The 23,207-nt window shown below is 32.6% G+C and carries 25 protein-coding genes; 9 read left to right on the top strand and 16 right to left on the bottom strand.

What is annotated here, in order from left to right; all coding sequences use genetic code 11:
* Nucleotide 1 precedes the first annotated feature (1 nt).
* From EQM13_RS16335 to EQM13_RS16370, 9 genes are all read left to right on the top strand, one after another.
* The gene (locus EQM13_RS16335; RefSeq protein ID WP_128753254.1) at nucleotides 2–1,675 is read left to right on the top strand and encodes a hypothetical protein; all 1,674 of its coding nucleotides are present in this window, start codon (nucleotides 2–4) and stop codon (nucleotides 1,673–1,675) included.
* Between the two features lie 15 nt (nucleotides 1,676–1,690).
* Nucleotides 1,691–2,092: a phage holin family protein gene (locus tag EQM13_RS16340; RefSeq protein WP_128753255.1), complete on the top strand. Its 402-nt coding sequence runs from the start codon at nucleotides 1,691–1,693 to the stop codon at nucleotides 2,090–2,092.
* A complete protein-coding gene (locus EQM13_RS16345; RefSeq protein WP_128753256.1) occupies nucleotides 2,092–2,799 on the top strand; it encodes an N-acetylmuramoyl-L-alanine amidase in 708 nt (235 codons plus the stop codon). The genes EQM13_RS16340 and EQM13_RS16345 overlap by 1 nt, the downstream gene beginning before the upstream one ends.
* An 83-nt stretch (nucleotides 2,800–2,882) precedes the next feature.
* On the top strand, nucleotides 2,883–3,296 hold the full coding sequence (locus EQM13_RS16350; protein WP_128753257.1) for a helix-turn-helix domain-containing protein: 414 nt from the start codon (nucleotides 2,883–2,885) through the stop codon (nucleotides 3,294–3,296).
* Nucleotides 3,289–3,459 (top strand): SHOCT domain-containing protein, encoded by a 171-nt coding sequence (locus EQM13_RS18415; protein WP_170177318.1) that lies wholly within the window; start codon nucleotides 3,289–3,291, stop codon nucleotides 3,457–3,459. Before EQM13_RS16350 ends, EQM13_RS18415 begins: the two co-directional genes overlap by 8 nt.
* A 48-nt stretch (nucleotides 3,460–3,507) precedes the next feature.
* Nucleotides 3,508–4,866, top strand: coding sequence for a recombinase family protein (locus EQM13_RS16355; RefSeq protein WP_128753258.1), 1,359 nt, complete (start codon nucleotides 3,508–3,510; stop codon nucleotides 4,864–4,866).
* Nucleotides 4,850–6,430, top strand: coding sequence for a recombinase family protein (locus EQM13_RS16360; RefSeq protein ID WP_128753259.1), 1,581 nt, complete (start codon nucleotides 4,850–4,852; stop codon nucleotides 6,428–6,430). The genes EQM13_RS16355 and EQM13_RS16360 overlap by 17 nt, the downstream gene beginning before the upstream one ends.
* Before the next feature lie 100 nt (nucleotides 6,431–6,530).
* On the top strand, nucleotides 6,531–7,211 hold the full coding sequence (locus EQM13_RS16365; protein WP_128753260.1) for a helix-turn-helix domain-containing protein: 681 nt from the start codon (nucleotides 6,531–6,533) through the stop codon (nucleotides 7,209–7,211).
* Nucleotides 7,212–7,243: 32 nt separating this feature from the next.
* Complete coding sequence (locus EQM13_RS16370) at nucleotides 7,244–8,095, top strand: IS3 family transposase (protein WP_255417576.1); 852 nt, start codon at nucleotides 7,244–7,246, stop codon at nucleotides 8,093–8,095.
* 213 nt (nucleotides 8,096–8,308) lie between these two features.
* Here the strand turns inward: EQM13_RS16370 and ltrA are convergent, their stop codons facing one another.
* The 16 genes from ltrA to EQM13_RS18890 form a co-directional block, all read right to left on the bottom strand.
* Nucleotides 8,309–9,592: a group II intron reverse transcriptase/maturase gene (ltrA, locus tag EQM13_RS16375; protein ID WP_128753262.1), complete on the bottom strand. Its 1,284-nt coding sequence runs from the start codon at nucleotides 9,590–9,592 to the stop codon at nucleotides 8,309–8,311.
* A gap of 614 nt (nucleotides 9,593–10,206) precedes the next feature.
* Nucleotides 10,207–10,734 (bottom strand): hypothetical protein, encoded by a 528-nt coding sequence (locus tag EQM13_RS16380; RefSeq protein ID WP_128753263.1) that lies wholly within the window; start codon nucleotides 10,732–10,734, stop codon nucleotides 10,207–10,209.
* Nucleotides 10,735–10,761: 27 nt separating this feature from the next.
* Nucleotides 10,762–11,070 (bottom strand): hypothetical protein, encoded by a 309-nt coding sequence (locus tag EQM13_RS16385; protein WP_128753264.1) that lies wholly within the window; start codon nucleotides 11,068–11,070, stop codon nucleotides 10,762–10,764.
* A 17-nt stretch (nucleotides 11,071–11,087) separates the two neighbouring features.
* Nucleotides 11,088–11,942 carry a GIY-YIG nuclease family protein gene (locus tag EQM13_RS16390; protein ID WP_128753265.1) on the bottom strand — a complete coding sequence of 285 codons (855 nt, stop codon included), beginning with the start codon at nucleotides 11,940–11,942 and terminating at the stop codon, nucleotides 11,088–11,090.
* A gap of 89 nt (nucleotides 11,943–12,031) precedes the next feature.
* Nucleotides 12,032–12,844 carry a hypothetical protein gene (locus tag EQM13_RS16395; protein ID WP_128753266.1) on the bottom strand — a complete coding sequence of 271 codons (813 nt, stop codon included), beginning with the start codon at nucleotides 12,842–12,844 and terminating at the stop codon, nucleotides 12,032–12,034.
* Between the two features lie 154 nt (nucleotides 12,845–12,998).
* Nucleotides 12,999–13,901 carry a 3-deoxy-7-phosphoheptulonate synthase gene (locus EQM13_RS16400; protein ID WP_128753267.1) on the bottom strand — a complete coding sequence of 301 codons (903 nt, stop codon included), beginning with the start codon at nucleotides 13,899–13,901 and terminating at the stop codon, nucleotides 12,999–13,001.
* A gap of 154 nt (nucleotides 13,902–14,055) precedes the next feature.
* Entirely contained in the window at nucleotides 14,056–14,700 is a 645-nt protein-coding gene (locus tag EQM13_RS16405) for a type I restriction-modification system subunit M N-terminal domain-containing protein (protein WP_128753268.1), read from the bottom strand.
* A gap of 42 nt (nucleotides 14,701–14,742) precedes the next feature.
* Nucleotides 14,743–14,952, bottom strand: coding sequence for a helix-turn-helix domain-containing protein (locus tag EQM13_RS16410; protein ID WP_058259153.1), 210 nt, complete (start codon nucleotides 14,950–14,952; stop codon nucleotides 14,743–14,745).
* A 374-nt stretch (nucleotides 14,953–15,326) separates the two neighbouring features.
* Complete coding sequence (gene rlmD / locus EQM13_RS16415) at nucleotides 15,327–16,685, bottom strand: 23S rRNA (uracil(1939)-C(5))-methyltransferase RlmD (protein WP_206172735.1); 1,359 nt, start codon at nucleotides 16,683–16,685, stop codon at nucleotides 15,327–15,329.
* Nucleotides 16,686–17,217: 532 nt separating this feature from the next.
* On the bottom strand, nucleotides 17,218–17,640 hold the full coding sequence (locus EQM13_RS16425) for a GTP pyrophosphokinase (RefSeq protein ID WP_071139256.1): 423 nt from the start codon (nucleotides 17,638–17,640) through the stop codon (nucleotides 17,218–17,220).
* Nucleotides 17,641–17,747: 107 nt separating this feature from the next.
* A complete protein-coding gene (locus tag EQM13_RS16430; RefSeq protein ID WP_128753269.1) occupies nucleotides 17,748–18,317 on the bottom strand; it encodes a GNAT family N-acetyltransferase in 570 nt (189 codons plus the stop codon).
* A gap of 89 nt (nucleotides 18,318–18,406) precedes the next feature.
* The gene (locus EQM13_RS16435; RefSeq protein ID WP_071139258.1) at nucleotides 18,407–19,456 is read right to left on the bottom strand and encodes a 5-methylcytosine restriction system specificity protein McrC; all 1,050 of its coding nucleotides are present in this window, start codon (nucleotides 19,454–19,456) and stop codon (nucleotides 18,407–18,409) included.
* Nucleotides 19,457–19,461: 5 nt separating this feature from the next.
* Nucleotides 19,462–21,447 carry an AAA family ATPase gene (locus EQM13_RS16440; RefSeq protein WP_071139259.1) on the bottom strand — a complete coding sequence of 662 codons (1,986 nt, stop codon included), beginning with the start codon at nucleotides 21,445–21,447 and terminating at the stop codon, nucleotides 19,462–19,464.
* Nucleotides 21,448–21,553: 106 nt separating this feature from the next.
* Entirely contained in the window at nucleotides 21,554–22,576 is a 1,023-nt protein-coding gene (locus EQM13_RS16445) for a DNA adenine methylase (RefSeq protein ID WP_071139260.1), read from the bottom strand.
* A 52-nt stretch (nucleotides 22,577–22,628) separates the two neighbouring features.
* The gene (locus tag EQM13_RS16450) at nucleotides 22,629–22,865 is read right to left on the bottom strand and encodes a hypothetical protein (protein ID WP_071139261.1); all 237 of its coding nucleotides are present in this window, start codon (nucleotides 22,863–22,865) and stop codon (nucleotides 22,629–22,631) included.
* A gap of 110 nt (nucleotides 22,866–22,975) precedes the next feature.
* Nucleotides 22,976–23,110: a hypothetical protein gene (locus EQM13_RS18890; protein WP_255401533.1), complete on the bottom strand. Its 135-nt coding sequence runs from the start codon at nucleotides 23,108–23,110 to the stop codon at nucleotides 22,976–22,978.
* Nucleotides 23,111–23,207 lie beyond the last annotated feature (97 nt).

Here is a 23,207-nt window from a genome sequence, read left to right on the forward strand (position 1 = left end):
TATGGTAGATGAAAATTTAAGGGAATGTATTTCATATAATAAAGATTTCATAAATGGGAGTATTATTACTAGTAAAAAATATAAAGAAAATCAAGGTATTAAAGGAAAGGTGCTTCTAGAACTCTTTGATGCAAAAACTAACAAAAAATTAAAAGAAGCATATACTGAAAATTTAATTCCAGACCTATACTTCAAAGATACATTCTTAGAACTTTTTGTACAAGGAATTATGGGTGCTGGGAATACAAGAAGATGTGAAAATTATACATGGTTTAATTATCTTTACTTAACCGACAGCGACAAACCTGAGAATATAAATGAACAAAGGGTTATGGGAAATGTTATCGGTTTTGCAGGGAGAAACGAACCCTATTCAGGCAATGATCCAATAAGAGGAACTGTCAATAGGTCTGAGACTAAATTTGAGGTAACAGATAATAAAATAAAGATTAACTTTGTATTTGACTTTCCAACTCATGCTGCAAATGGAAGAATAGAAAGTATTTATTGGGCAGATAGTGACCCTGAAAATAAGGATTATTTTTATAGAGGTGCTGCATTGTATGGGAGAGAATATGAGGATAATAGTTATTATATTAATAGTGAAATCAATCCAAGAAGATATTATGCAATTAATAGGTTGTTTTCCTATGCAAAAACTATAAAATTCATAAGTCCTACAAAAGGATGGCTTTTAGCAGATGGGAAGAATACAAGTATAACTCAATCAAGTTATTTACAATTTCCAGAGAGCCTTAAAGGACATTGGCTAATGATACCTTTCGATATTAATACTAATGACATAATTATATGGGATCAAGTAACAAGATTATTAAACTATGAGGGAAATGCTCTTGTATCAGATAGTAGTCATGCTATTAAGAAATATGATGGGCTATATCAAGCTTGCCCATATATACAACCAGATGGTGAAATGGTTTTTATAGGATTTTATAATTATTCGTATTCAGGAGATAATTATTTAAGAATTTATAAATGGAGTAAAGTAGGAGTACAACTAAGTTTTGTAGACATAAACATGAGCCAAGATTTTAAGGATAAAGATTATAATGTATCATTTAATTATAAGCAAATAAATACTGATGGAGTATTTCTTGATGGCTGTATTGATATTATAGGCTATACTACAAGAATGGATGACCAATTTAATGAAAAAGTATATACTAGTAGATGGCTAAGGGTTGATGCTTTAGGTAATAAAGTTCAAGATATGAATATTAAACCTAAAATAGGGAACTCAACTTGGTTTGAAACAAGGGGGCTTGATAGTGGAAATATTGAAAGAAGATGTTATGTTTACGATTTTTATAGAAGTGCAAATCGAATATATTTATACTATACAAACACTCAAGGGGGAACTAGCTTTTATCAAGTAATAAATAAGCAAGGGAATTTATTAGAACCGTATAAGAAGAATTTTTCTATAAATAGTAGTTATTATGGTTATTATAACATACTTGGTACAGACAGATGGATAAGTAGGTATTATGGGTCAAGTAGTAATAGTTTATTGATACAAGCACTTCTTACTAGTAAGCCTATAGGAGCACATACAAAACTTGCACAGCCAGTTGAGAAAACAGAAGCAAATACAATGAAAATACAATATATGTTTGAAATAGACTTAGTTAATTATGGAGAAGATTATTATTAAATGGGAGGGATTTGATTGAAAGATATATTAAACTTAATAAAGGGAATTTTCACAGCTATCGGAGGATACTTAGGCTATGTACTAGGTGGACACGATAGCTTTTTATATGCCCTTATAGCCTTTGTGGTTATTGACTATTTAACAGGTGTAATGCTTGCAATAATTAAAAAGGAAGTTTCGAGTGAAATTGGTTTCAAGGGAATATTTAAAAAAGTAATGATATTTTTAATGGTAGCCATAGGACATACCGTAGATGCATATTTAATAAAAAACGGTGGAGCAATAAGAACAGCGGTAATATTTTTCTATATATCAAATGAAGGAATAAGTATCTTAGAAAACTCTGCTAATATTGGACTGCCTATTCCTGAAAAGTTAAAGGATGTGTTGATTCAATTAAAAGATGGTGATGAATAATGAATTTACAGAAATTGATACTTGTAAATAATGAATGCTATAAAACTGGAAAGACCATAGTTCCTAAAGGGATTATGGTTCACTCTACTGGTGCTAATAACCCTAACCTTAAAAGATATGTAGGTCCAGATGATGGACTCCTTGGAAAGAATCAATATAACAACCATTGGAATCAGCCCTGTCCAGATGGTAGGCGGACTTGTGTCCATGCTTTTATAGGAAAACTTGCTGATGGGTCTATTGCTACCTACCAAACTCTACCTTGGAATCATAGGGGTTGGCACGCTGGTGGAAAAGCAAATGATACCCATATAGGCTTTGAAATCTGTGAAGATAATCTTAGGGATACCCCCTATTTCAATAAAGTTTATAATGAGGCTGTAGAGCTTTGTATTCACCTTTGTAAAACTTATAATCTTACTGAAAAAAATATTATTGGCCATTATGAGGGCTATAAACTAGGAATAGCTAGTAATCATGGCGATCCTAGAAACTGGTTTCTAAGGCATCAGAAAAGCATGGATACCTTTAGAGCAGATGTAAAAAAGGCTCTCACCTCTCCCCCACTCTCCCCTACCCCACCTCAAACCACTAATAAATTATATAGAGTTCAAGTAGGTGCCTATTCTGTAAAAGCTAATGCAGATGCAATGCTCAAAAAAGTTAAGGCAGCTGGTTTTACTGATGCCTTTATAAAATACGATTAATTAAAATTTACTACGGATTTCTCCCCTCACTGTCCTTTAGATAGTGAGGGGTTTTTCTTTTGCCTCTTAGGGGGAGGTAAACCATGAATGAATTACAAAAGCAACAAATTATAGAACTTAGAAACCAAGGTATTAGTTATTCAAAAATTGCCGATGCTCTAGGTATTTCAATAAATACTATTAAATCTTTCTGTAGAAGAAATAATTTAAGTGGTCATATTGGCAAAGAAAGTAAACAAATTAATAAAACATTTTGCAAAGAATGTGGAAAAGAACTAAAACAAACTCCAGGTAAAAAACCATTAAAGTTTTGTAGTGACAAATGTCGTGTTAAATGGTGGAATGCTCATCCAGAGCTTGTAAATAGAAAAGCCATTTATTCCTTTATATGTACCCACTGCGGCGAGCCTTTTACTGCATACGGTAATTCCAAAAGAAAATACTGCTCCCACTCCTGCTATATCAACCATAGATTTGGAGGTGATATTCATGAGTGAAGAAATGTTTAATACCGAAAAAGACTATGGAATCACTATGGCTATCGCCAAGTCTATGCTAGAAAAAGGTCTAATTACAATTAGTGAATATGACCAATTTAATGAAGAAATGATGCAAAAATACAAGCCTAAATTAGCTTCTTTATTTGCTATACTTCCTTGACTTTATGGGCTTTATAAGTGATGTATAGTAAGGAAAGGAAGTGATTAAATGAAGACTATTAGGAAGATAGAGGCCACTCTACCTAATCTTCCAAAAAGAAAAAAGGTAGCTGCTTATGCTAGAGTTTCAGAAGAAAAAGGTCGTACCTTCCACTCTATGTCTGCACAGATAAGCCACTATAGTTCCTACATCCAAAAAAATAAAGAATGGATATATGCAGGAGTTTATGCAGATGAAGGTATTTCAGGAACAACAGACAATCGAGCTGCATTTCAAAGAATGATTGAGGATTGTAAAAAAGGTAAAATCGACATTATCTTAACTAAATCAATTTCAAGATTTGCTCGTAACACCATAGACTTATTGGAAACTGTAAGATATTTAAAAGATCTTGGAATTGAAGTTCGATTTGAAAGCGAGAATATTAGCTCCCTAAGCGATGATGGGGAACTTATGCTGACCCTTCTAGCCTCTTTTGCTCAAGAGGAAAGTCGCTCAATTAGTGAAAATGTCAAATGGGGTATTCGTAAAGGATTTCAAAAAGGAATAGTAAATTCTTTCTGCATCTATGGATATAGGTGGGATGGTGAAAAGTTTAATATTGTTCCAGAGGAAGCTGAAGTAATAAAACTTATTTTTGATAATTTCCTTAATGGTCTCTCCGCTGAGCAAACAGAAAAGCAACTCAAAGAAATGGGCATTAAATCTTATACTGGTGGACACTTTTCAAATACTTCTATAAGGGCCATCCTAAGGCAGGAAAAATATACTGGGAACTCCCTCCTTCAAAAAACTTATGTTGAAAATCATATAACACAAAAGACAAAGTTAAACAAAGGTGAGCTTCCTACGTATTATGCTGAAGATACCCACCCTGTTATTATTGAAAAAGAAATCTTTGATAAAGTTCAAACTGAAATAGCAAGAAGGCGTGAGCTTGGAGTATTTGCTAATAAGGCTATAAAGACCACCTGTTTCACAAGTAAAATTCAGTGCGATAATTGTGGCAAAAATTATAGACGAAGTGGCAAAAGGCAAAGAAAAGACCCTAACGAAATCTATTATATTAGAATTTGCATAACTAAAAGTGAAAAGGGGATCTCCCACTGCCATGCTAAAGATGTACCAGAAAAAGTTCTTGAAAAATATTCTGCTATGGTTCTTGGACTTGAAGAATTTGATGAAGATATATTCCTAGAAGAAATAGAAAAAATCGTAGTTAAAGGTCAAGATGAATTAATATTTCATTTTTACGATGGACAGATAGTTCATCAAAAATGGGAATCAACTGCCAGAACTGATGCATGGACCGAAGAAAGACGTGAAGCTTGGGCTGAATACCAAAAAGGCAATAACCATGCTGCTGGGCATAAAGGTAGGTGGCATAAAAATGACAAGGACAGTTAGAAATGTAACAACCATACCCGCTACTATTAGCAGGTTCACATCTACCCCTATTAATGAGCAAAGAAAAAGAAGAACTGCTGCTTATGCCCGTGTTTCTACCGACAGCGAAGAACAAGCTACAAGCTATGAGGCTCAAGTTGATTATTATACTAGCTACATCAAAAGCAGAGATGATTGGGAATTTGTAGATGTCTACACTGATGATGGTATTTCTGCCACCAATACAAAACATCGTGAAGGCTTTAAACGAATGATTGCTGATGCTCTTGACGGTAAAATAGATTTAATAGTTACTAAATCCGTCAGTAGGTTTGCTAGAAATACAGTAGATAGCCTTACAACGGTTAGACAGCTTAAGGAAAAAGGAATTGAAATATACTTTGAAAAAGAAAATATCTGGACATTAGATTCCAAGGGTGAATTATTAATTACCATTATGTCCTCCCTTGCTCAAGAAGAAAGCCGTAGCATTTCAGAGAATGTTACTTGGGGACAAAGAAAGAGATTTGCAGATGGTAAAGTTACCGTACCTTTTAGAAGGTTTTTAGGCTATGACAAAGGTGAAGATGGCAACCTAGTATTAAATGAAAAAGAAGCTATCATAGTAAAGCGAATATATGGAATGTTTCTACAAGGCATGACCCCTTATGGAATTGCAAAAGAATTAACTAAAGATGGCATCCTCACTCCAGGCAAAAAGGAAAAATGGAGTGCTGGTACAGTAAAAAGTATACTAATGAATGAAAAATATAAAGGCGATGCTCTCCTACAAAAGAGCTATACAGTAGATTTTCTAACTAAGAAAAAGAAAGTAAATGAGGGAGAAATTCCTCAATACTATGTAGAAAATAACCACGAAGCTATTATTGACCCTGCAGTATTTGACATGGTGCAACGAGAACTTGAGGCTAGACAAGCAGGTAAAAATAGGCATAGTGGAACACATATATTTGCAGGAAAGATTAAATGCGGTGAATGCGGGAGTTGGTATGGCCCTAAAGTCTGGCACTCTAACAGCAAATACCGCCGCACAATTTGGCAATGCAACCATAAATTTGATGGAGATGAAAAATGCAAAACATCCCACCTTGATGAAGATACAATTAAAGATATATTTATAAAAGCTACAAATGAATTACTAGCCAATAAGGATGAGATTATAGCAAACTTTGAAACTATTAAAGCAACCTTATTTGATACTAAAGATTTGGAAAACAAAAAGACTGAGCTTCAAAACGAACTAGAAATTGCAGCTGAAATGATTCAAGATATTATTAATCAGAATGCCCATACAGCTTTAGACCAAGAAGAATATAAAAGGAGATACGAAAGCCTCGTAGAAAAGTTTGATACCACTAAGGCTAACCTAGAGCTTACAACTGAGCAGATTAAGGATAAAATAACTAGGCATAAAAACTTGGAAATCTTCCTAGATGAGTTGCAAAAACAAGATGGATTAATTTCAGAATTTGACCCACTTTTATGGAATAGTCTAGTAGATTACTTGACAGTTTATGAGAAAGATAAAATTCAAGTGAGTTTTAAGAATGGTATAAAAATATAAGTAGGATGAAATCCAAAAAAAACACTCGCCTTGTCTGATATGCTCCCCTTAAGGTTGACAGTTGAAATAATAAAACTGTTAATCTTAGGGGGAGTTTTCTATGTCAAAAAGGTCAAAATATACTGGTGAACAAAAGCTTCTGATCTTGCAAGAAGTGGAAAATGGAGGTATTAGCTTAAATAATGCCTCAGAAAAGTACGATATTAATGAGTCAACTATTAGAGATTGGGCATTAAAATATGAAAGTCTAGGAATTGATGGTTTAGAAGAATCTCGAAGTCTGAGCCACTACACATCAGAGTTAAAAAAAATGGCTGTTGAATCCTACTTAAACCACGAAGGATCCCATCGGGATATCTGCATGAAATATGGTTTAAGAGATACTAAGACTCTACGTTCTTGGATAATAAGGTATAATACTGGTAAGAGTTTAAATAATACGCCAGGAGGTACTTTAAGAGTGGATAAGGGAAGAAAAACTACCTTCGAAGAAAGAATAGAAATCGTAAATCATTGTCTAAATACTAAAACAAATTACCGGGAAACGGCGGAAATTTATGGTGTCAGTTATCAACAAGTATATTCTTGGGTCAAAAAGTTTGAAAATGGTGGAGAAAAAGCACTTATTGACCGCAGAGGGAAGGCAAAAGAAGAGAATCAACTGACTGAATTGGATAAACTAAAGATTGAAAATCGTAAACTGAAAAAAATTAATGAAGAGCTAGAAACGGAGAATGAACTGTTAAAAAAATTGGAGGAACTCGAGAAGCGATATCGCTAGGCCTAGTTCCATCCTTCGTACTTCACACTGCTATTGAAGAACTGCGCAAAGAAGGCCATTCTATCTCGTCTCTATGCAGAACAGCAGGAATATCTAGACAAGCCCATTATCAGTATATGAAAGTAGATCACACAGCACAACAACAGACAGATGAAGAAATCTGCAAACAAATTGCTAGAATTTATGACGATGTCGAAGGTATTTATGGTTACCGGCAAATGACATTAGCCATGAACAGAAAGCATAAAACTAGATATAATCATAAACGCATTTATCGCTGGATGCGAATAATGGGGCTAAAATCCGTCACCCGCATCAAGAAAAATACCTATAAAAAGATACCAGCTGACCATGTCGCTGAAAATATTTTGAATAGAGAATTCATAGCTAAGAAGCCAAACCAAAAATGGCTCACCGATGTCACTGAATTTAAAACTAATGAAGGAAAAGTCTATCTCAGTGCCTTCTTTGATTTACATAGCAATCGAGTAGTCTCTTGGAAGTTTGGTGCCAGCAACAACAATCAGCTTGTCTTTAGTAATTTAAGAGAAGCCTTAGAAGAGAACCCATACGTAACACCGATGATTCATAGCGATCGTGGCTACCAATATACTTCCTATGGTTTCAGAAAGATAATAGAATCCAGAGGACTTACTCAAAGTATGAGTCGCGTAGGTAAATGCATAGATAATGGCCCTATGGAAGGTTTTTGGGGCAAGATAAAATCTGAACGGTACCATCTTCATAGAAAAAAAGCTGTATATAAAACAAGGCAAGAATTAATAGATGATATTGATAGATATATTAGATTTTACAATAATGAACGACCACAAAAGGGTCTGGAAGGAGCAACTCCTCAAGAATACTACTTACTAGCTGCCTAAAACCTAATAAAAGTATTTCATTATGTAAGTTTATTTAACTCAGATTGCTAGCATTAACACGGTATGTAAAAAAATCTTGTGAATGCAACAGTCTAAGACTTATTAGATTATAATCTAATGTAATGTTCTATGAAAGTAGGTTAGTAAAATCGAGTAGGGGAAATTTAATTTCCCCTCTCACACCACCGTACGTACGGTTCCGTATACGGCGGTTCAATTAAATCTAACATTACGCCTGTGTTCATAGTAGTCTAAAGGACTTACTAAACCTCTTTTGGTTAAAATCTCCTTTGAGATTGCTCTTGATACACAGGTTTTTGTCGCTACAAAATAGTACCTATCTCCACAGTATGAGGTCAATCTTGCTAAGTCTTTACTAATCCCTAACTTTTGTAATCCCCATTGTCTTTTTGATGGTACTTTCCACATCTTCCAGATTATCATTCTAAGTCTTGTTCTAAGTCTTGAGTCTATTTCTGTAAGTGTCCCTTTCATGGAACCTATCAGGAAATAGTTTATCCATCCTCTTATCACTTGATTTAATTTCTTTAGTCGTTCTGTAAAGCTAATAGACCATTTCCTTTGCGTCAGATTTTTAAGTTTATTTTTAAAACTTTTAATGGAATCTTGATGAGGTCGTGCTTTCCATTGCTTAACTCTTCCATCTTTCCAAAATCCAAAGCCTAGATATTTCAGATTAGTTGGTCTTGTTATTCTACTTTTTGATGAATTAACTTTTAGACCTAATTTTCTTTCAATCCAACTGGTAACAGAATCCATTACTCTTTTTGCTGATGCCTTGCTTTTTACTGTTATGATACAATCATCTGCGTAACGGACAAAGTTTAGTCCACGGCTTTCTAGTTCTTTATCAAGTTCATTTAGCATAATGTTGCTAAGAAGGGGTGATAAATTTCCTCCCTGTGGTGTTCCTCTTTTTGATGGCTGATATTCACCTTTATCCATTATTCCCGCTTGAAGGAACTTTCGAATTAGTGACTCGGTATCGGGGTCGTCTATGATACTGTGTACTAGACTCATTAGTTTGTCTTGTGGAACTGTATCAAAGAACTTTTCCAAATCAATGTCTACAACCCAGAGGTATCCATCATTAAAATATTCCAGTAGTTTTACTACAGCCATTTCACAGTTTCTACTCGGTCTAAATCCATAGCTGAATTCTGAGAATTCCTTATCTACTATAGGGCTTAATACCTGTACTATTGCCTGTTGTATTATTCTATCCATGACTGTAGGTATTCCTAGCTTTCTAGTGCCACCATTAGGTTTTGGAATTTCTACTCTTAAGACTGGTTGTGGTTTGTAACTTCTTTCTTCTATCTCAACTTTAATCCTTGACCAACTTTCTCTAATGTATCCATCAATTCCATCGATGGTTATCCCATCAATTCCACTTGCCCCTTTATTTGAGCTTACGCTTTTAAGTGCTTGATACATATTTTGTCGGTCTAGAATTTTGTCTAGTAATTTTGTCATAATGTGCATTCTACTCCTTTTCGCTTACTTGGAAATATCTTAATTTCGTGACCTTGGGCTCCTTTTACGTTTTCACCTGTATCAATCAGACTATTCAAGCTACATCCATTTTGTATTGTGCTCTTTAATTGTTCAGTCCTTCACTAAAAAAAAACTTAGCTACTATGACCTCTGCTGACTTCTCATGATTAGTTGTTACTATTGTAGCGCTCATGAGACCTCACGGGTTAAGCCATATATCTTTCCTCGTTTACTTGCAGGATTTACGCATTAGGATTACGATTACCTTTTGGACTTCGTTGTCTTTAGCCAACTTATCCACCTAACTCGCCTTGTATCCTGTTTCTGTTCGTCAAGCCACGATTTCGCTATTGCTTCCTCTCTCCCACACCTCACGATGTGAAACTTGCAAGTTGCTATCGGGTTCGTCGGTAACTACGCCCCTTAGGACTTTCACCTTAGACATATGACATGCCCGTCAAACGAAAAAAACCAGCTAGACATTAGCCTAGCTGGAATAAAATTATTTTTTATTTCATCTGTCAACTTGACAGGGTGCACCTCAGTCCAAACTGCGGGTGTTTTTTTTATAAGACAAATCCCCAAAATCAATGCTATGGTAAATTTATACCCTTTGATAATAAAAACATCCTAATTGCATTGTATATAACTGGTGCTCCTGCGGTAATACCCGCTACAGCCACATCTCCTCCTTTATCTTTTAGAAAGTCCCATAGCGGATGATTTGAATCGATTTGTTCTTGGATAAGTTTCAAAATTTCCTGTTCAACAGCGACACCATCTTCTGTAGATGAAAAAATATTTTTAAGAATTGCTAATTGCTGTTCATTTAATTCTAGCTGCTTGTTTTGTAAATCAATTTGTTCTTTTAATATTGTTATATAATCATTTTGGTTTACTATAACATTTTGTAAATGCACATTGGTTTCACTAGTATTTATTGCTGTTTGTTCAATTGCTTCCTGCGTCTTTTGTCTATTCTCATAGTTCTTCGCTAATGCTTTTTCTAATTCTTTATTTTGTTCTGGCGCTTTAACTTGGAAACCTGTTACAAAATTTTGAGTATGAGATAGTATATCATACTCAAGCGGTTTTGAAAATTCCCATTTTTTCTTATCCATACTTTCTCCTTTCAAAATAGTAAGTTTTTAGAGTAATTCAAGCATTTTTTTTATAATAGGTGTGACTTGTCCTTGCTCATACCTTATTTCAAATTCTCCATTGGAGAAGTGATCCTCTCTTAAAAGCATAGTTAATAATGCTGTACATAAATCATAATTAGCTCCTACTAGACGCTTTAATTCGGTATTAACATCTATAGGTGCGGTTGTCATATAATCTATATAATTAGTTTTAAGATCACCTATTTGTTCTAAAGTAAAATAATAGCTTTCCACTAACCCTGTATTCGTCTTTAACAATTCAAGTAATGCTTTTTTCTTTTCTGCATTGATCATTGACCTACCCCCTAATCCTAGTTCTTGTTATATCCAAATATTCTAGTCTGCAATATTTCTTTCCACCAAGATTCTCTTTCTAATATAACAAGATCATCTACCTTTGCATTATAATTTTCAAGAATAGAATAATGGAAGTTTACTTTTATATAATCAAAACCTTTCATATTTACTAATTCTACTAACTCTTTGTTTCCACCATGACCATTTTCAATATAGCTTCTCCATCGCTGTAGTAGCATTCCATAATCACTTGTGGCGGAACCAACATACATCTTCCCATTAGTCTTATCTGTCAATAAGTATACTGCCTTTTGATTTTCTAGGGCTGCGATCCAATCATTTTTTCCGTATTTAATTATGGTTTCCAATTGCTTATATGATAATCTAACCTTATCATATCCAGGAAAGTCTTCACCGCCGTATAAATCTGGTAAAATTGTTTTTATGCTACTGTCTTCTATATACTTCGAAAGATTAAAAGTATACCGAGCAAAAGTGTTCCCCTTAACAAGTTGAATAACTAACCTCCCAAAATAAGGCTTATACTTATCAATGATTTTTACTTTTGCAAATGTATTTTCTGGTACTTCAATAATCTCTGCTGCTGAAGTAAAGAGCCATTCATCATCTCTTAATCTTACAAAGCTAAATACCCATTGACCTGGTCTAAAATTTCTTTGATTACCATACCATCCCCAATAACCACATTCAGGGCAGGTCCCATTTCTTTTATCCATTTCATCACAACAGAGCCAAAGATCAATATATGCCTCTCCACCTACTCCAGCTTGCATATTAAGTTCTATTTTGCTATTATTAATCTCTTCAGTGTTTAAACCTAGAATATCATTTAGTTTTATATGGTTCATAACTTATTACCCCCTTTCCCCTATCATATAACGTCATTTATACAATTTGCCTGTTCTCTTATTATTCTAATGTTTTCTTAAATACTTAATTAAACCATCAACTCAGGCATATCTTCCCAATAATCACTTAATTCTAAAATCTGTTTTTTAGCAGCATATATCATTTGGATAGCAAAATATGTTACTGGGGTTAAGCCTAATCCATCCCTATTATTAAGTGTTTCAATAAGAATTGAATGAGCGACATCAATATGAGCCCCTCGTTTATCGGACATATGTTTAATAAAATTATATAGATTTAAGGAGTTGTACCCAATTTTATCTAACATCTCAAATATTTCTATATTTATTAAACTGTTATCTGGATCCTTTTTAGTATAAATAATTATCTTCTCACCCTTAAATTGCACTTCTTCTTTTTGATAAAATGAATCTAATTTTGCCCTATTTTTCCTATCTAGTTTATTTTTTATATATTCATATGTGAAATCAGGAAACATTTTGCCTATGGTTTCAGGTGTTCTGTTAAAGCTAGATATACTCTGTTCTAACCATTCTTTAACAGGCATCCAATCCTGCATCGATGAAATTTTATATGGTGGCAAAATAACTTTATGTCCTTCAGACAATTCCGATTCAACACCTATTAATTTTGGCATTAAAAAGTCTGGACAAATTTTTATTAGCACAGAATTTTTTTCACAAAGCAATTTTCTTATTGGCATTATTATAATTCTATCAAACACAGGTGCGTATTGTTCTTGTGATTTATTTTGTTCTGCCAAACAATATCTAACTATATCGAACTCTGTTTTAATTTCTTTAACCATACCATTTCTTGATAGTTCAAATTGGTCCACAAAATTCAACTCTGTTTCATATGTATCATCAACACATCTCATATGATTTCCTCCTTATAATTCAAAATAACCGAGTTTCCTCGACTTCTGACTTGCACACCCCTTTATGACCCCTTTTGTTAATTACAGATTGAAATTTGTCACTTATTCCTTTCTACTCAAAAAATATAGGGAATAAATAAAACTATTTTAAATGCTATTCCAAAACAATGGTTTCCACATTAGAGGCACTCAACGCAGTAAGCAATACTGTGTTTTCAAGTGTTCCATTCCCTTTTGCTATATCAACTAAATCCACAAGATCGATGTCTCCATTTATCAGACCATAAACAATAGGGTAATAGTCTTTTACCTCTTCAAAAGCATCATAATCATATGCTCTAATATCCACCAGATCTTCTCCTACACGAATGCCTCGATAATCACCAGTTTCAGTATCAAGAACATAAGCTCTCTGGTCTTTTACAAGCCGATCAATTACTTGCTCGAAATCATTATTGATTGGGAAGTACACCATTGGAACTTCGTATCTATTACTAGTCAAATCGTTAACCATATATCCAATCCCATACAGGCTAACTTTTACTTGAAGCCCAGCTTCTATACCAGCCATTGCAGAACTACCAGACATTAAAGCAGGAATTCCTTCATCGTCAACCCAAATAATATCTCGCTGTGTATCCGAAGGATTATATCTTTTGGGGAAAATTCTCTGTGTAGTTTTTAAACCAGTACCAATCGCCTTGAATCGTCTGGCAGTAACTCCCCATGCATTTTTACGCCTCGAAAGTTGAAACAACTGTCTATTCAGATGTTCATCTTCTTGGCAACGTCTTACAAGGACAGCCTCTGCAATTTTTCCAAGCAAAGTCATGGCTGTAATATTTACATTGGAAACGAAGATCTGTTTTAAAACTAAACGATTATTTTGGTATGAAATATTTCCAATATCATCCTGTAAAATCTGTATTAATCCCCCACCTCGCACAGGAATAAGAATATCTGTAGAACGGCGTCCATATTGAAATTCATTATAAGGTTGCGATGATATCAGATTACCATTCCCATCTACTAGCCCAACAATTAAACTACTCTGCATCAAATTCCCCCTCTCCTGGATATGAAGATAAAAATTCTTATTTGTCTGTTTAAATTATACCTTATAAAGGATATGTAAAACCACCCTTAAATAAAAAATAGCCGAGATTTTCTCGACTTCTGCCCTGCACACCCCTTTTTAAGTTTGCACACCCCTAGGCACAATAACTTTTAGGGTAATTAAATTGTATCAATCTCTGTAAGATTATATCCAATACTATCCCTTGAGTTGGCTCAATTATATTCACAATCATCTTTACTAAAGATTTAGGTGTAAAGAAAACTCCATCATCCGATGCGATAGCTGAAGCAAACTTATTTAAGAAATACTCATAAATACGACCGAGGATATCATCGTTGATTTCGTTTAATGCACTATTGTTAAAAATACGCAATAATTCTTTCAACAAATCATTTCTAAAAGAAGTATATGTTTTAGGTAATATTCCTTTCAATTGAGTACTCTCTGCCTCAATTAACTCCATAGCCTCATTGACTGCCTTCCCACAATCAGCATCGTCTGGCAAATTGAGCAGATAATCATATCGTGCCTTCTCAGGTAAAAAGATAGCACTTTTCTGCTTAAAATCACTTGACTCAACAGGAAGTACGCGACCATTACGTACAGGACGGTCTTTTAGAATTTCAGCTTCCACGTATTTAAACCGACTATATGCATAACGCAAAAAGATTAAACCAAGAACCGGCATGCAATATTCTTGAGAACTTAATTTAGAACCTTGACGTAAGAGATCTGCTGATTCCCATAATTCTGATTCTAATTTTCTTATATTTATCATTAAACAAGCCTCCATTTGATTGATATTTCACAATAATAAATACTAATTCCGTTTGGTATCCATTTCCATGATATCACAGACGTCACATTCCAACGCTATACAGATTTTTTGTATTATTTCTGTACTAACATTTTCGTTTTTACCAAGCTTTGTGATCGTAGCAGAACTAATGCCCGCGAGCTTTTGCAGGTCTTTCTTTTTCATGTCTCTATCAATAAGAAGCTTCCAAAGCTTTTTATAACTAATTGCCATTCTAATCACCTCTATGTATGTATAAGTACATGATATCATTAGCATCATTATATTGCAAACATTTTCTTTACGTCCGCATGATTTTTGATTTGTATTCAATAATTCTTATTCCAAATCCTTCTAAATCCTATCCTATATCCTATCCTATATCCTATCCTATATTGTCAGGTGTATAGAATGTTACATCCATCCTGTCTCCTCAACCCTACTAATTTATCTATTCTGTCCACTCACCCCTATCTAATTTCAGACTCATTTTTACCACAAAAAAACACCCTCGATATGTTTCCACGTACACATATCGAGGGCTTAAGTCGAGTAGACAGATTTACTTTCATTTTATAAAACTCAGTATTCTCAAGGCTTTCCGGACATCACTTTCTAGACATCAATACAACCGTCTCAACGTGCCCCGCTCTCGGGAACATGTCTATAATCTTAACTTTCTTTACCCTATAGTTCCTGTCTTCAAATATTCTCAAATCTCTTACTAAGGTCACGGGATTACAGGATATGTATATAAATTCTTCGGGATTAAAGTCTATTATCTTGTTAATAGCCTTAGGGTGTATTCCCTGTCTCGGAGGATCTATTATTATTAAATTCGGCCTCTCATTAAGATTATCTACCTGGTTCAATACGTCCCCACAAATAAATTCCGTATTATTTATTTCATTTAGCATCAAATTTTCTTTTGCCATTTCTACGGCTTCTTCTTCTATTTCAATTCCTACAACCTTTTTTGCTGAAGAAGACATAATGATGGAAATAGTTCCTGTTCCACAATATAGATCAAATATTGTCTTATCTCTTAAGTCTCCCGCAAATTCTCTTGCCGTTGTATAAAGCCTTTCTGCACCAAAAGTATTGGTCTGAAAAAAAGAAAAAGGAGATATTTTAAATTTATATCCTAAAAGTTCTTCTGTTATATAATCTCTTCCATATATGATTTCTACCTTCTCCGGAATTATGGAATCAGAAACACGGTCATTAGTCGTGTGAAGAAATCCCACTATATGGCCATCCAGCTTTATATTTTTCAATTTTTCTGCAAAGCCGTTCAATTCCAATTCCTGTTGAGAACTGGTCACCAAGTTCACCAATATCTCTCCTGTAGAAAGAGCTTTTCTGATTGCAAGATGTCTTAATACTCCAATATGGTTTTTCTTCTTATAATGGGGAATATTCATTTCTCTGAAATATTTCGATGTTTCTTGAAGAATTGTAGTGAAATCTTTATCGGCAATAGTACAATTCTCCACTTCCGATATTTCATAAAACCTTCCTCTTTTATGGAGGCCCAAAACCAAATCCCCATCTTTAAAAGCATCGCCAAAGGTATACTCCATTTTGTTTTTATATCCCTTTATTTGAGGGCTTTCTTCTATTCCAAGAAATTCTCCCATTTCAATATTGGAAGAATCAAACAAATCCTTGACTCCTTCAGTCTTTATCTTAAGTTCATCCTCATAGCTTAGAGTTTGATAGTAGCAGCCTCCACATTCCTTAAAATGAGGACATTTGGCTTCCTTTTCAATTGGGGCCCTTTCAACTACCCCCAATATATTCCCATCAATATGGCTTTTTCTCTTTCGTTTAACCAGTACTCTTACCTGCTGGCCTTCTATTCCGCCCTTAACAACTACTTTTCTCCCGTTATAATTTCCTATCCCTTTATTGGGAAATATAACTTTATCTATATTTATCTCTATAATCTCTTTTTTTCTTTTCACTTTACCACCCGTTCTAATAATTCTTTTTAGTATGAAGTATCCAACATAATGTAGAATTCTGATCTTAATAATTTTCATAAGCCTTTCTTTATAATTAGAATTCGGTTTGAATAAATCCTCCAAAGTATAAAACTCTTCTGTATTTAAGTCTATTATGTATAAAATTATTATATAATTATAAAAATTTTATATCAAGTTAAAAATAAGTGGAGTTCTTGATACTATCAAATAATATTTTTTATTGAGTTTTCTGCTGAAATACTAAAAGATCTCGTCTTTTAAGGATATTCAGGTAATAACAAAGTAAGAACATTAAAAAAGGCTGCTACCAATATACATAACTATTGCAGCGGGTGAAAAACTTTTAAAAAATATCTACAAAACGACATTATTAAAATTAAGTGAAAATCTTTATATAGGCCAATCTAAACGTGGAGATTTAGCTGGTATTTATGGAGCCAATGTAAAATATAACAGAAACACAACCATTTATTTCAATTTCTCTAACATTATTAAACTCATTATTTCCTTCTTATCCAAGTGTTTCAAGTATCCTATCTGCCGCTTTACGATATTTTTCTATTCTTTTATAATCCTTTTTAGTAGGATTTGCAATTCTAGTTAAATCCATATTATCGGACAAATCAGCTAACTTAACATAACAAGCTATCTTATTTCTCAAAATCCTATCAATAAATTCATCATAAGTTTCATTCTCTCTCCTTGTTAGTGCATCCAAAGCAGATAATATATCTTCAGAAAAGCCTTCATTTTTTAAGTAATCTAATGTAATATTAGTATCTTCAATTACATCATGAAGTACTGCACAGATTCTTTCTGTTTCAGTTCTTCTTGTAAACATTACTCTAAGAGGATGCAAAATATATGGTTCACCTGCCTTATCTATCTGACCTTGATGTGCTGTTGAAGCTACTAAAATTGCTTTATCGAGCATACAACCCCTCCTCCATTTTTAAGTTATAAAATCACTTTATACGATTATTAATCGGAAACCTATCTTAAAACATTAATAAATTTTAGATAACCACAAACATATTATACTTATGCAATTTCGACGTCCGACCTTAACCTCGAAAATAAGATTAAATCAACAAGGCCTTTTCCTTTCCAAATATAACCCTGCCGAATGGTTCCTTCTTTTATATAGTTATTTCTTATCAATACATTTTGGGATTTGATGTTTTCTGGCATAACAAGAGCTTGTATCCGGTTAATACCGATATTGGAAAATAAATACTCAGTCATAGCCCTAACTGTTTTTGTAGCAATTCCTTTACCCCAAAATTGATCGTTTAATCTATATCCTATTGTTATCATATTTACATCCCGATGGTAGTCAAATATTTCAGCTACGCCTACAATATTATTAAGATTACTATTTAAGCATATTCCAAGAAATATTGCTTTTCTTTTAAGAAAATCCCTTTCAAAATGCCCTATCATATTTGCAACCGTATTTTTATTCTTTTTCAACATCACAGGCGAATATTGAAACAGTTTTTCGTTACTGTATATTGCATAAAGGTTGTCAAGGTCAGACTCGACAATTTTCCTAAGTGTAACTTCATTTGATACAATATGAGGAAATTGTTCATATGGATTCTTATTCATAATTTTGATATCCTCCTTTTATAATAAAATTAGCTTATGTAGGAATTATTGAAATCTTAAATTACTGTTTTAGCAAAGAGTTTCATAATTTATAATACCAACGATAGTAATCTATCTGATATATCTTTCCATTCTGTATTAAGATTTAGTGTTCTTATTTCTATCCTTTTTCCCAGTATCGGAAAATTTGCATTAATCTCTTTCTCTATGGTTGGATATAATAACATTCCTTTTATATCACCTGTAAAATTGCTATTGTTTACATATGCTAATATTTGAAACAAATGGGCAGTGCGAACCTTTTCAATCTCTGTCCAGTTACTCGAAACCAGTGTCTGTGAATAATATTTGGTATCAATTATTAACTGGGTGTTTTTAAACTTGTTTTCAATTACTATATCAGTTCTCATTTCCGGAAGCAGTGATAAATCTTTTTCATTAATTTTCTCGTCTAAATTCCATTTTAATTTAGGAGAATGAACATTATAAATTGTTCCATCCAAATGAACCCTATAAAAATTTAATACAAATCTTTCATAAAGTTTTGCCATCTGATTGTCCCTTATAAAATCCGAAAATGAAAATTCATTATCATCCTCATTAGTAATTAAACCGTAATAGATTAATTCACTAATATTTATTAACATTCGGTAGTGATAATTATTTCTATTATATCTAAGGGAAGAAAAGAGCGCCTTAGAAAGTTTAATATCCCGAATATCCGAAAAATGTAATCTTGTTTTTAATAGTTTTTTTCTTAAATTAACGTCTAACTGGGGTGATTTTATTAATATATTAATTGTAGCTTTTATAATCTGATTTAACTTAATATCCTCTGAAAAATCATCAAACTGACATATCATACTTCCATTGTAAAAAATATGTGTTTTTATCGAATCTGATATATTTATCTTCCCTTTAAGTGTTGATGTTACTTCGTTTTCATGTATATAGTATCGACTAAATCCTCTCTTAATCAAACTGCTTGTCCCATTAATATAGATTCTTGCAAATAAGTTATATATATTATCAAATTTTTCACTGCCTAAAAAAATATTATCTGATTGTTCAAGCACATTCCATGCATAACATAGCATATAATATATGTTTTTTATTGGTATTTTAGGGCTACCGTTCATATCAATCACCTTAATAGCTCTTTAACATAGTTTTTAGTTTTTTCTTCTTCGTCAAACCAATATTCTTTAATAAGTGGTTCAATTTCATATTTTATTATCTCTTCATACCATTTATCTGTATCTATATAATCACAGAAATAGCTATGCCCAATTTTAAAATCTTTACCCAAATTGGTATCCTTTTTAATCTCTAAATTAAGACTTCCCATTCTCATCTTTATTTTATTTATTAATTCTTCACTAGCTCCTTGTGACAGGAGACAGTTTTTAAATGCTTCTGTTTCAAATGCAGGTTCTAATTCAACAAAACAGAATCTCCTTCTTAAGGCATAATCTATTATTGCTAAGCTTCTATCAGCAGTATTCATCGTACCAATAATATATATATTTTCCGGCACATAAAAAGACTCATTTGAATAGGTGAGTATTATCTCCTCTCCACGTTTATCGCTTTCTATTAACATCATTAATTCTCCAAAAATTTTACTCATATTACCACGGTTAATCTCATCAATAATGAAATAATAATCATTATCCGGATTCTCTGATGCCAATTTACAGAATTGATAGAACGGTCCCTTTTTTAGTTCAAATCCTGTACCATTAGGCTTGTATCCCATAATAAAATCTTCATATGCATAACTTTGATGAAACTGGAGTATTTTTATTCTTGATTCATCTTTTTCTCCTATCAAAGAATAGGCTAATCTCTTGGCTGCATATGTTTTACCTACCCCCGGGGGACCTTGTAAAATTAAATTCTTTTTTCTCATTAGTAATGATTTTATTGTTTCATATTTTTCTTCACTAATAAATACATCCGATAAAAAATCTTGTTTTGTATAAGATTCCCGGATTGTTTCATCTGGTACAGAACCGTCTTCATTTATTATCTCATATAATTCATAACAAAAATCATCAAAGTCAGTGATATTTGTCAATGTCTTGGTTGCAAATTCATTTTCTAATATCCATTTCCCAGCTTTTATCCATTTTACTTTTCTAATATGTTTATATTCATCACGATCATCATATTCATAATCTGAAATTACTTCTCCAACACCTAAAAGCGTTTTACTTCCCGCTTTAGCAAATATCCTATCTCCTACCTGTATTTCATGGCAGAATTGCCATAATGCAAGGCCATCATTTGTAGGTCTATTATCAGGTTCATATAATTTATTTAATTGATCGATAATGTCGATTTTTGTTTTGTATTTTCGTAAATCTCCCATTTCATCCCATCCAATAGCCATAATGCCTTGTATTCTAAATTCATCCCATTTATAGCCATTTTTACCAGGAGTATAAGACCAAATTTTTTGTCCGCTTGTTCTCTCTGTAGTTATAGTTGAATCCCAAATTTCCCTGATGCCTTTTTGATAAAAAATTTCAGAATATAGGAATCCATCATTCATAGAGTTCTTGCACCTTATCCCAATATCTCTCATGCTATCAATAATGCTTTCATATTGACCGTCAAAAAATGTTCGAGAAATAGCTTGTCTGTGTGCTTCCTTAAAAGTAGTCAGTTCTCTTAAAGGATTTTGAATATATTTGAACGCATTTCTTATCATTTCCGGTAAATTTTCTAACGAGTTATCCAATTTATGGCTTAATAAATTTTGTACCCAAACATTTTGCCTAACAAAGGTTAATGCCATTGTACGTTTATCCTCGTATTGATTTAATTCGTTTTTCATAGCAGCATTTTGATCAATATAACTAATTAACTCACCAATTATTAATAATACTTTGTGTTCTATTGAATCTATATTATATTCTTTCAATAATTTTTTATAAGAAAAAGGTTTACTTTTTGTTTTATTTATTAATATATTCAAAATAGACTTATTTATTTCAAGATTTATGTATTCATTATATTTATCAATTGCCTTCTCAAAATAAAACTCTTCACTTTTTCTAATTCGTTTTACTTTTGGTACATCTAAAAAAGAAAGTAATTGTTCCTTATATTTTATTAAATTCACAATATTTACCCCCTCATATCACTTGGCATTATTATCAGGTATTATGAAATCAGAAACATTGTCATCAGTCATGTGAAGAAATCCTAACAGCATTATAAAAATGATATCACTTACATTTAACAATAAAAAGTCTTTCCTTATGATTTTCTATTCTTCTTTTACCGCTTGTATAATATTTAAAATTCTTTTCTTTGATGGAAACCTGTCCTTTTTCATTTAATATCTCCAGTATCTCTTCATCCGAAATTTTTGCATTAGATCTGCTGTGACCTTTCTTCCCCATATTATTATAAGATACAATGATATATCTTGCTTGAATATCTTTTATTAACTCTCTGAAAGCTTTCGGCGCTTCTGCAGTACAGTATTTGCTTCTTCCCATAAATTTATTTACAGCTTTTCTGGCCACACCTTCAACCTTTGGCTTGTCCCACTTCGATATGTTTTCAAGAAGATGGTATGTATCCGAATATTGTCTGGAATTATACGGTGTATCCACATATACAATATCGCTCTTTATATTTTTTACCAACAAATTTGCATCCATATTAAATATATCATTATTCTTATTTCTTTCATCATTTATAGCAGGTACCTTCAATGATAACGGAGGATTGATAGATTTACTCCTTCTGAATGTATCATAATGTCCGCAGGTATTCGCCGTCCTGTCCATCCCATACAGAAGTGAAGTTATCAATATCGCTTTTTCTCTAAAATTTATACGTGAAGAAATATTATCTATTTCTTCACGTATAGTACCTATCTTTTTGGCATCCTCAACAGAGAAATAATTTCCTCCAAAATTTTGAGATACATAATTATCTCTCTCGCATTTTATATGATTAAATTCTCTGATTAATCCTTCAATTTTTTTCCTATCATATGCTTCATTCCCCAACCAGGTAACATAAGCAAGATAATTGGAATAGAGAATATCATTTATAATAATCTTGTTATCGGCTTTATTTAAAGAATGAGCTACTATTCCGGTTCCTGCAAAAATATCGGCAAATGTATTAAAATTTCCACATTCTTCATATATAACTTCATTTATAAAGGGAATCAATTTATTTTTGTTCCCCAAATATCTTCTGTTTTCTATATACAATTTGTTTTTATCAAACATAAAAAATCTCCTTTGTCTATCTTCTTTAGTAGGGTAAGGTATATTTTTATAATTACTTATGCATTTTTTCTTCGCCTATTACATCATATCGTATTTCCCTGCTGTATTTAATCATTCCTCTTGATTCTCCGCGCATTTCTGATAAGAGCTTTAGTTCTCTCCCGGTAATCCTTATTTCTTCATCACTTATCTTTTTCCCTTTTCCATTGTACTTATAACAGATATAATTCTTATCATCTTTTAGCTCATTAGTTCTAATATTCAGGCTTCTCAATTTTTTCTCAAACATTATACCATCCCCTTATTACTTTTAATAATATTATACTATATTGGAAAATTAATTATATTATTAAAAAAAGATTTCCGAATATAAAATTATATGCGGAAATCTTTTTGCTTCTATCTATAATATTCATTTATAAATTCAGCTGGAATATTTGAATATTTTTTGTATTCTATTTTTAAATATTCATTTAGGCAATATTTATTACCCAATTTTAACTTTCCTAATAAGTATTTAAAAAATACTTCCATTTAATAACACCTCCATACATAAAAATAATGTTGTTCATCCTCTTCAGAATTATCACTTTTTTTCCTCCTTTCTTGATATATAAAAAACCGCAGAAAA

The organism is Acidilutibacter cellobiosedens (genome assembly GCF_004103715.1).
Classification (GTDB): domain Bacteria; phylum Bacillota; class Clostridia; order Tissierellales; family Acidilutibacteraceae; genus Acidilutibacter; species Acidilutibacter cellobiosedens.

What these genes read in the sequence shown, in the direction of transcription:
- EQM13_RS16430 (WP_128753269.1), bottom strand. Translation starts at nt 18,317, where the DNA reads ATGAATAAGAATCCATATGAACAATTTCCTCATATTGTATCAAATGAA.
- EQM13_RS16435 (WP_071139258.1), bottom strand. Translation starts at nt 19,456, where the DNA reads ATGAACGGTAGCCCTAAAATACCAATAAAAAACATATATTATATGCTA.
- EQM13_RS16450 (WP_071139261.1), bottom strand. Translation starts at nt 22,865, where the DNA reads ATGTTTGAGAAAAAATTGAGAAGCCTGAATATTAGAACTAATGAGCTA.
- EQM13_RS16335 (WP_128753254.1), top strand. Translation starts at nt 2, where the DNA reads ATGGTAGATGAAAATTTAAGGGAATGTATTTCATATAATAAAGATTTC.
- ltrA (WP_128753262.1), bottom strand. Translation starts at nt 9,592, where the DNA reads ATGACAAAATTACTAGACAAAATTCTAGACCGACAAAATATGTATCAA.
- EQM13_RS16380 (WP_128753263.1), bottom strand. Translation starts at nt 10,734, where the DNA reads ATGGATAAGAAAAAATGGGAATTTTCAAAACCGCTTGAGTATGATATA.
- EQM13_RS16365 (WP_128753260.1), top strand. Translation starts at nt 6,531, where the DNA reads ATGTCAAAAAGGTCAAAATATACTGGTGAACAAAAGCTTCTGATCTTG.
- EQM13_RS16360 (WP_128753259.1), top strand. Translation starts at nt 4,850, where the DNA reads ATGACAAGGACAGTTAGAAATGTAACAACCATACCCGCTACTATTAGC.
- EQM13_RS16350 (WP_128753257.1), top strand. Translation starts at nt 2,883, where the DNA reads ATGAATGAATTACAAAAGCAACAAATTATAGAACTTAGAAACCAAGGT.
- EQM13_RS16410 (WP_058259153.1), bottom strand. Translation starts at nt 14,952, where the DNA reads ATGGCAATTAGTTATAAAAAGCTTTGGAAGCTTCTTATTGATAGAGAC.
- EQM13_RS16355 (WP_128753258.1), top strand. Translation starts at nt 3,508, where the DNA reads ATGAAGACTATTAGGAAGATAGAGGCCACTCTACCTAATCTTCCAAAA.
- EQM13_RS18415 (WP_170177318.1), top strand. Translation starts at nt 3,289, where the DNA reads ATGAGTGAAGAAATGTTTAATACCGAAAAAGACTATGGAATCACTATG.
- EQM13_RS16425 (WP_071139256.1), bottom strand. Translation starts at nt 17,640, where the DNA reads ATGCTCGATAAAGCAATTTTAGTAGCTTCAACAGCACATCAAGGTCAG.
- EQM13_RS16405 (WP_128753268.1), bottom strand. Translation starts at nt 14,700, where the DNA reads ATGATAAATATAAGAAAATTAGAATCAGAATTATGGGAATCAGCAGAT.
- EQM13_RS16385 (WP_128753264.1), bottom strand. Translation starts at nt 11,070, where the DNA reads ATGATCAATGCAGAAAAGAAAAAAGCATTACTTGAATTGTTAAAGACG.
- EQM13_RS16390 (WP_128753265.1), bottom strand. Translation starts at nt 11,942, where the DNA reads ATGAACCATATAAAACTAAATGATATTCTAGGTTTAAACACTGAAGAG.
- EQM13_RS16395 (WP_128753266.1), bottom strand. Translation starts at nt 12,844, where the DNA reads ATGAGATGTGTTGATGATACATATGAAACAGAGTTGAATTTTGTGGAC.
- EQM13_RS16345 (WP_128753256.1), top strand. Translation starts at nt 2,092, where the DNA reads ATGAATTTACAGAAATTGATACTTGTAAATAATGAATGCTATAAAACT.
- EQM13_RS18890 (WP_255401533.1), bottom strand. Translation starts at nt 23,110, where the DNA reads ATGGAAGTATTTTTTAAATACTTATTAGGAAAGTTAAAATTGGGTAAT.
- EQM13_RS16400 (WP_128753267.1), bottom strand. Translation starts at nt 13,901, where the DNA reads ATGCAGAGTAGTTTAATTGTTGGGCTAGTAGATGGGAATGGTAATCTG.
- EQM13_RS16445 (WP_071139260.1), bottom strand. Translation starts at nt 22,576, where the DNA reads ATGTTTGATAAAAACAAATTGTATATAGAAAACAGAAGATATTTGGGG.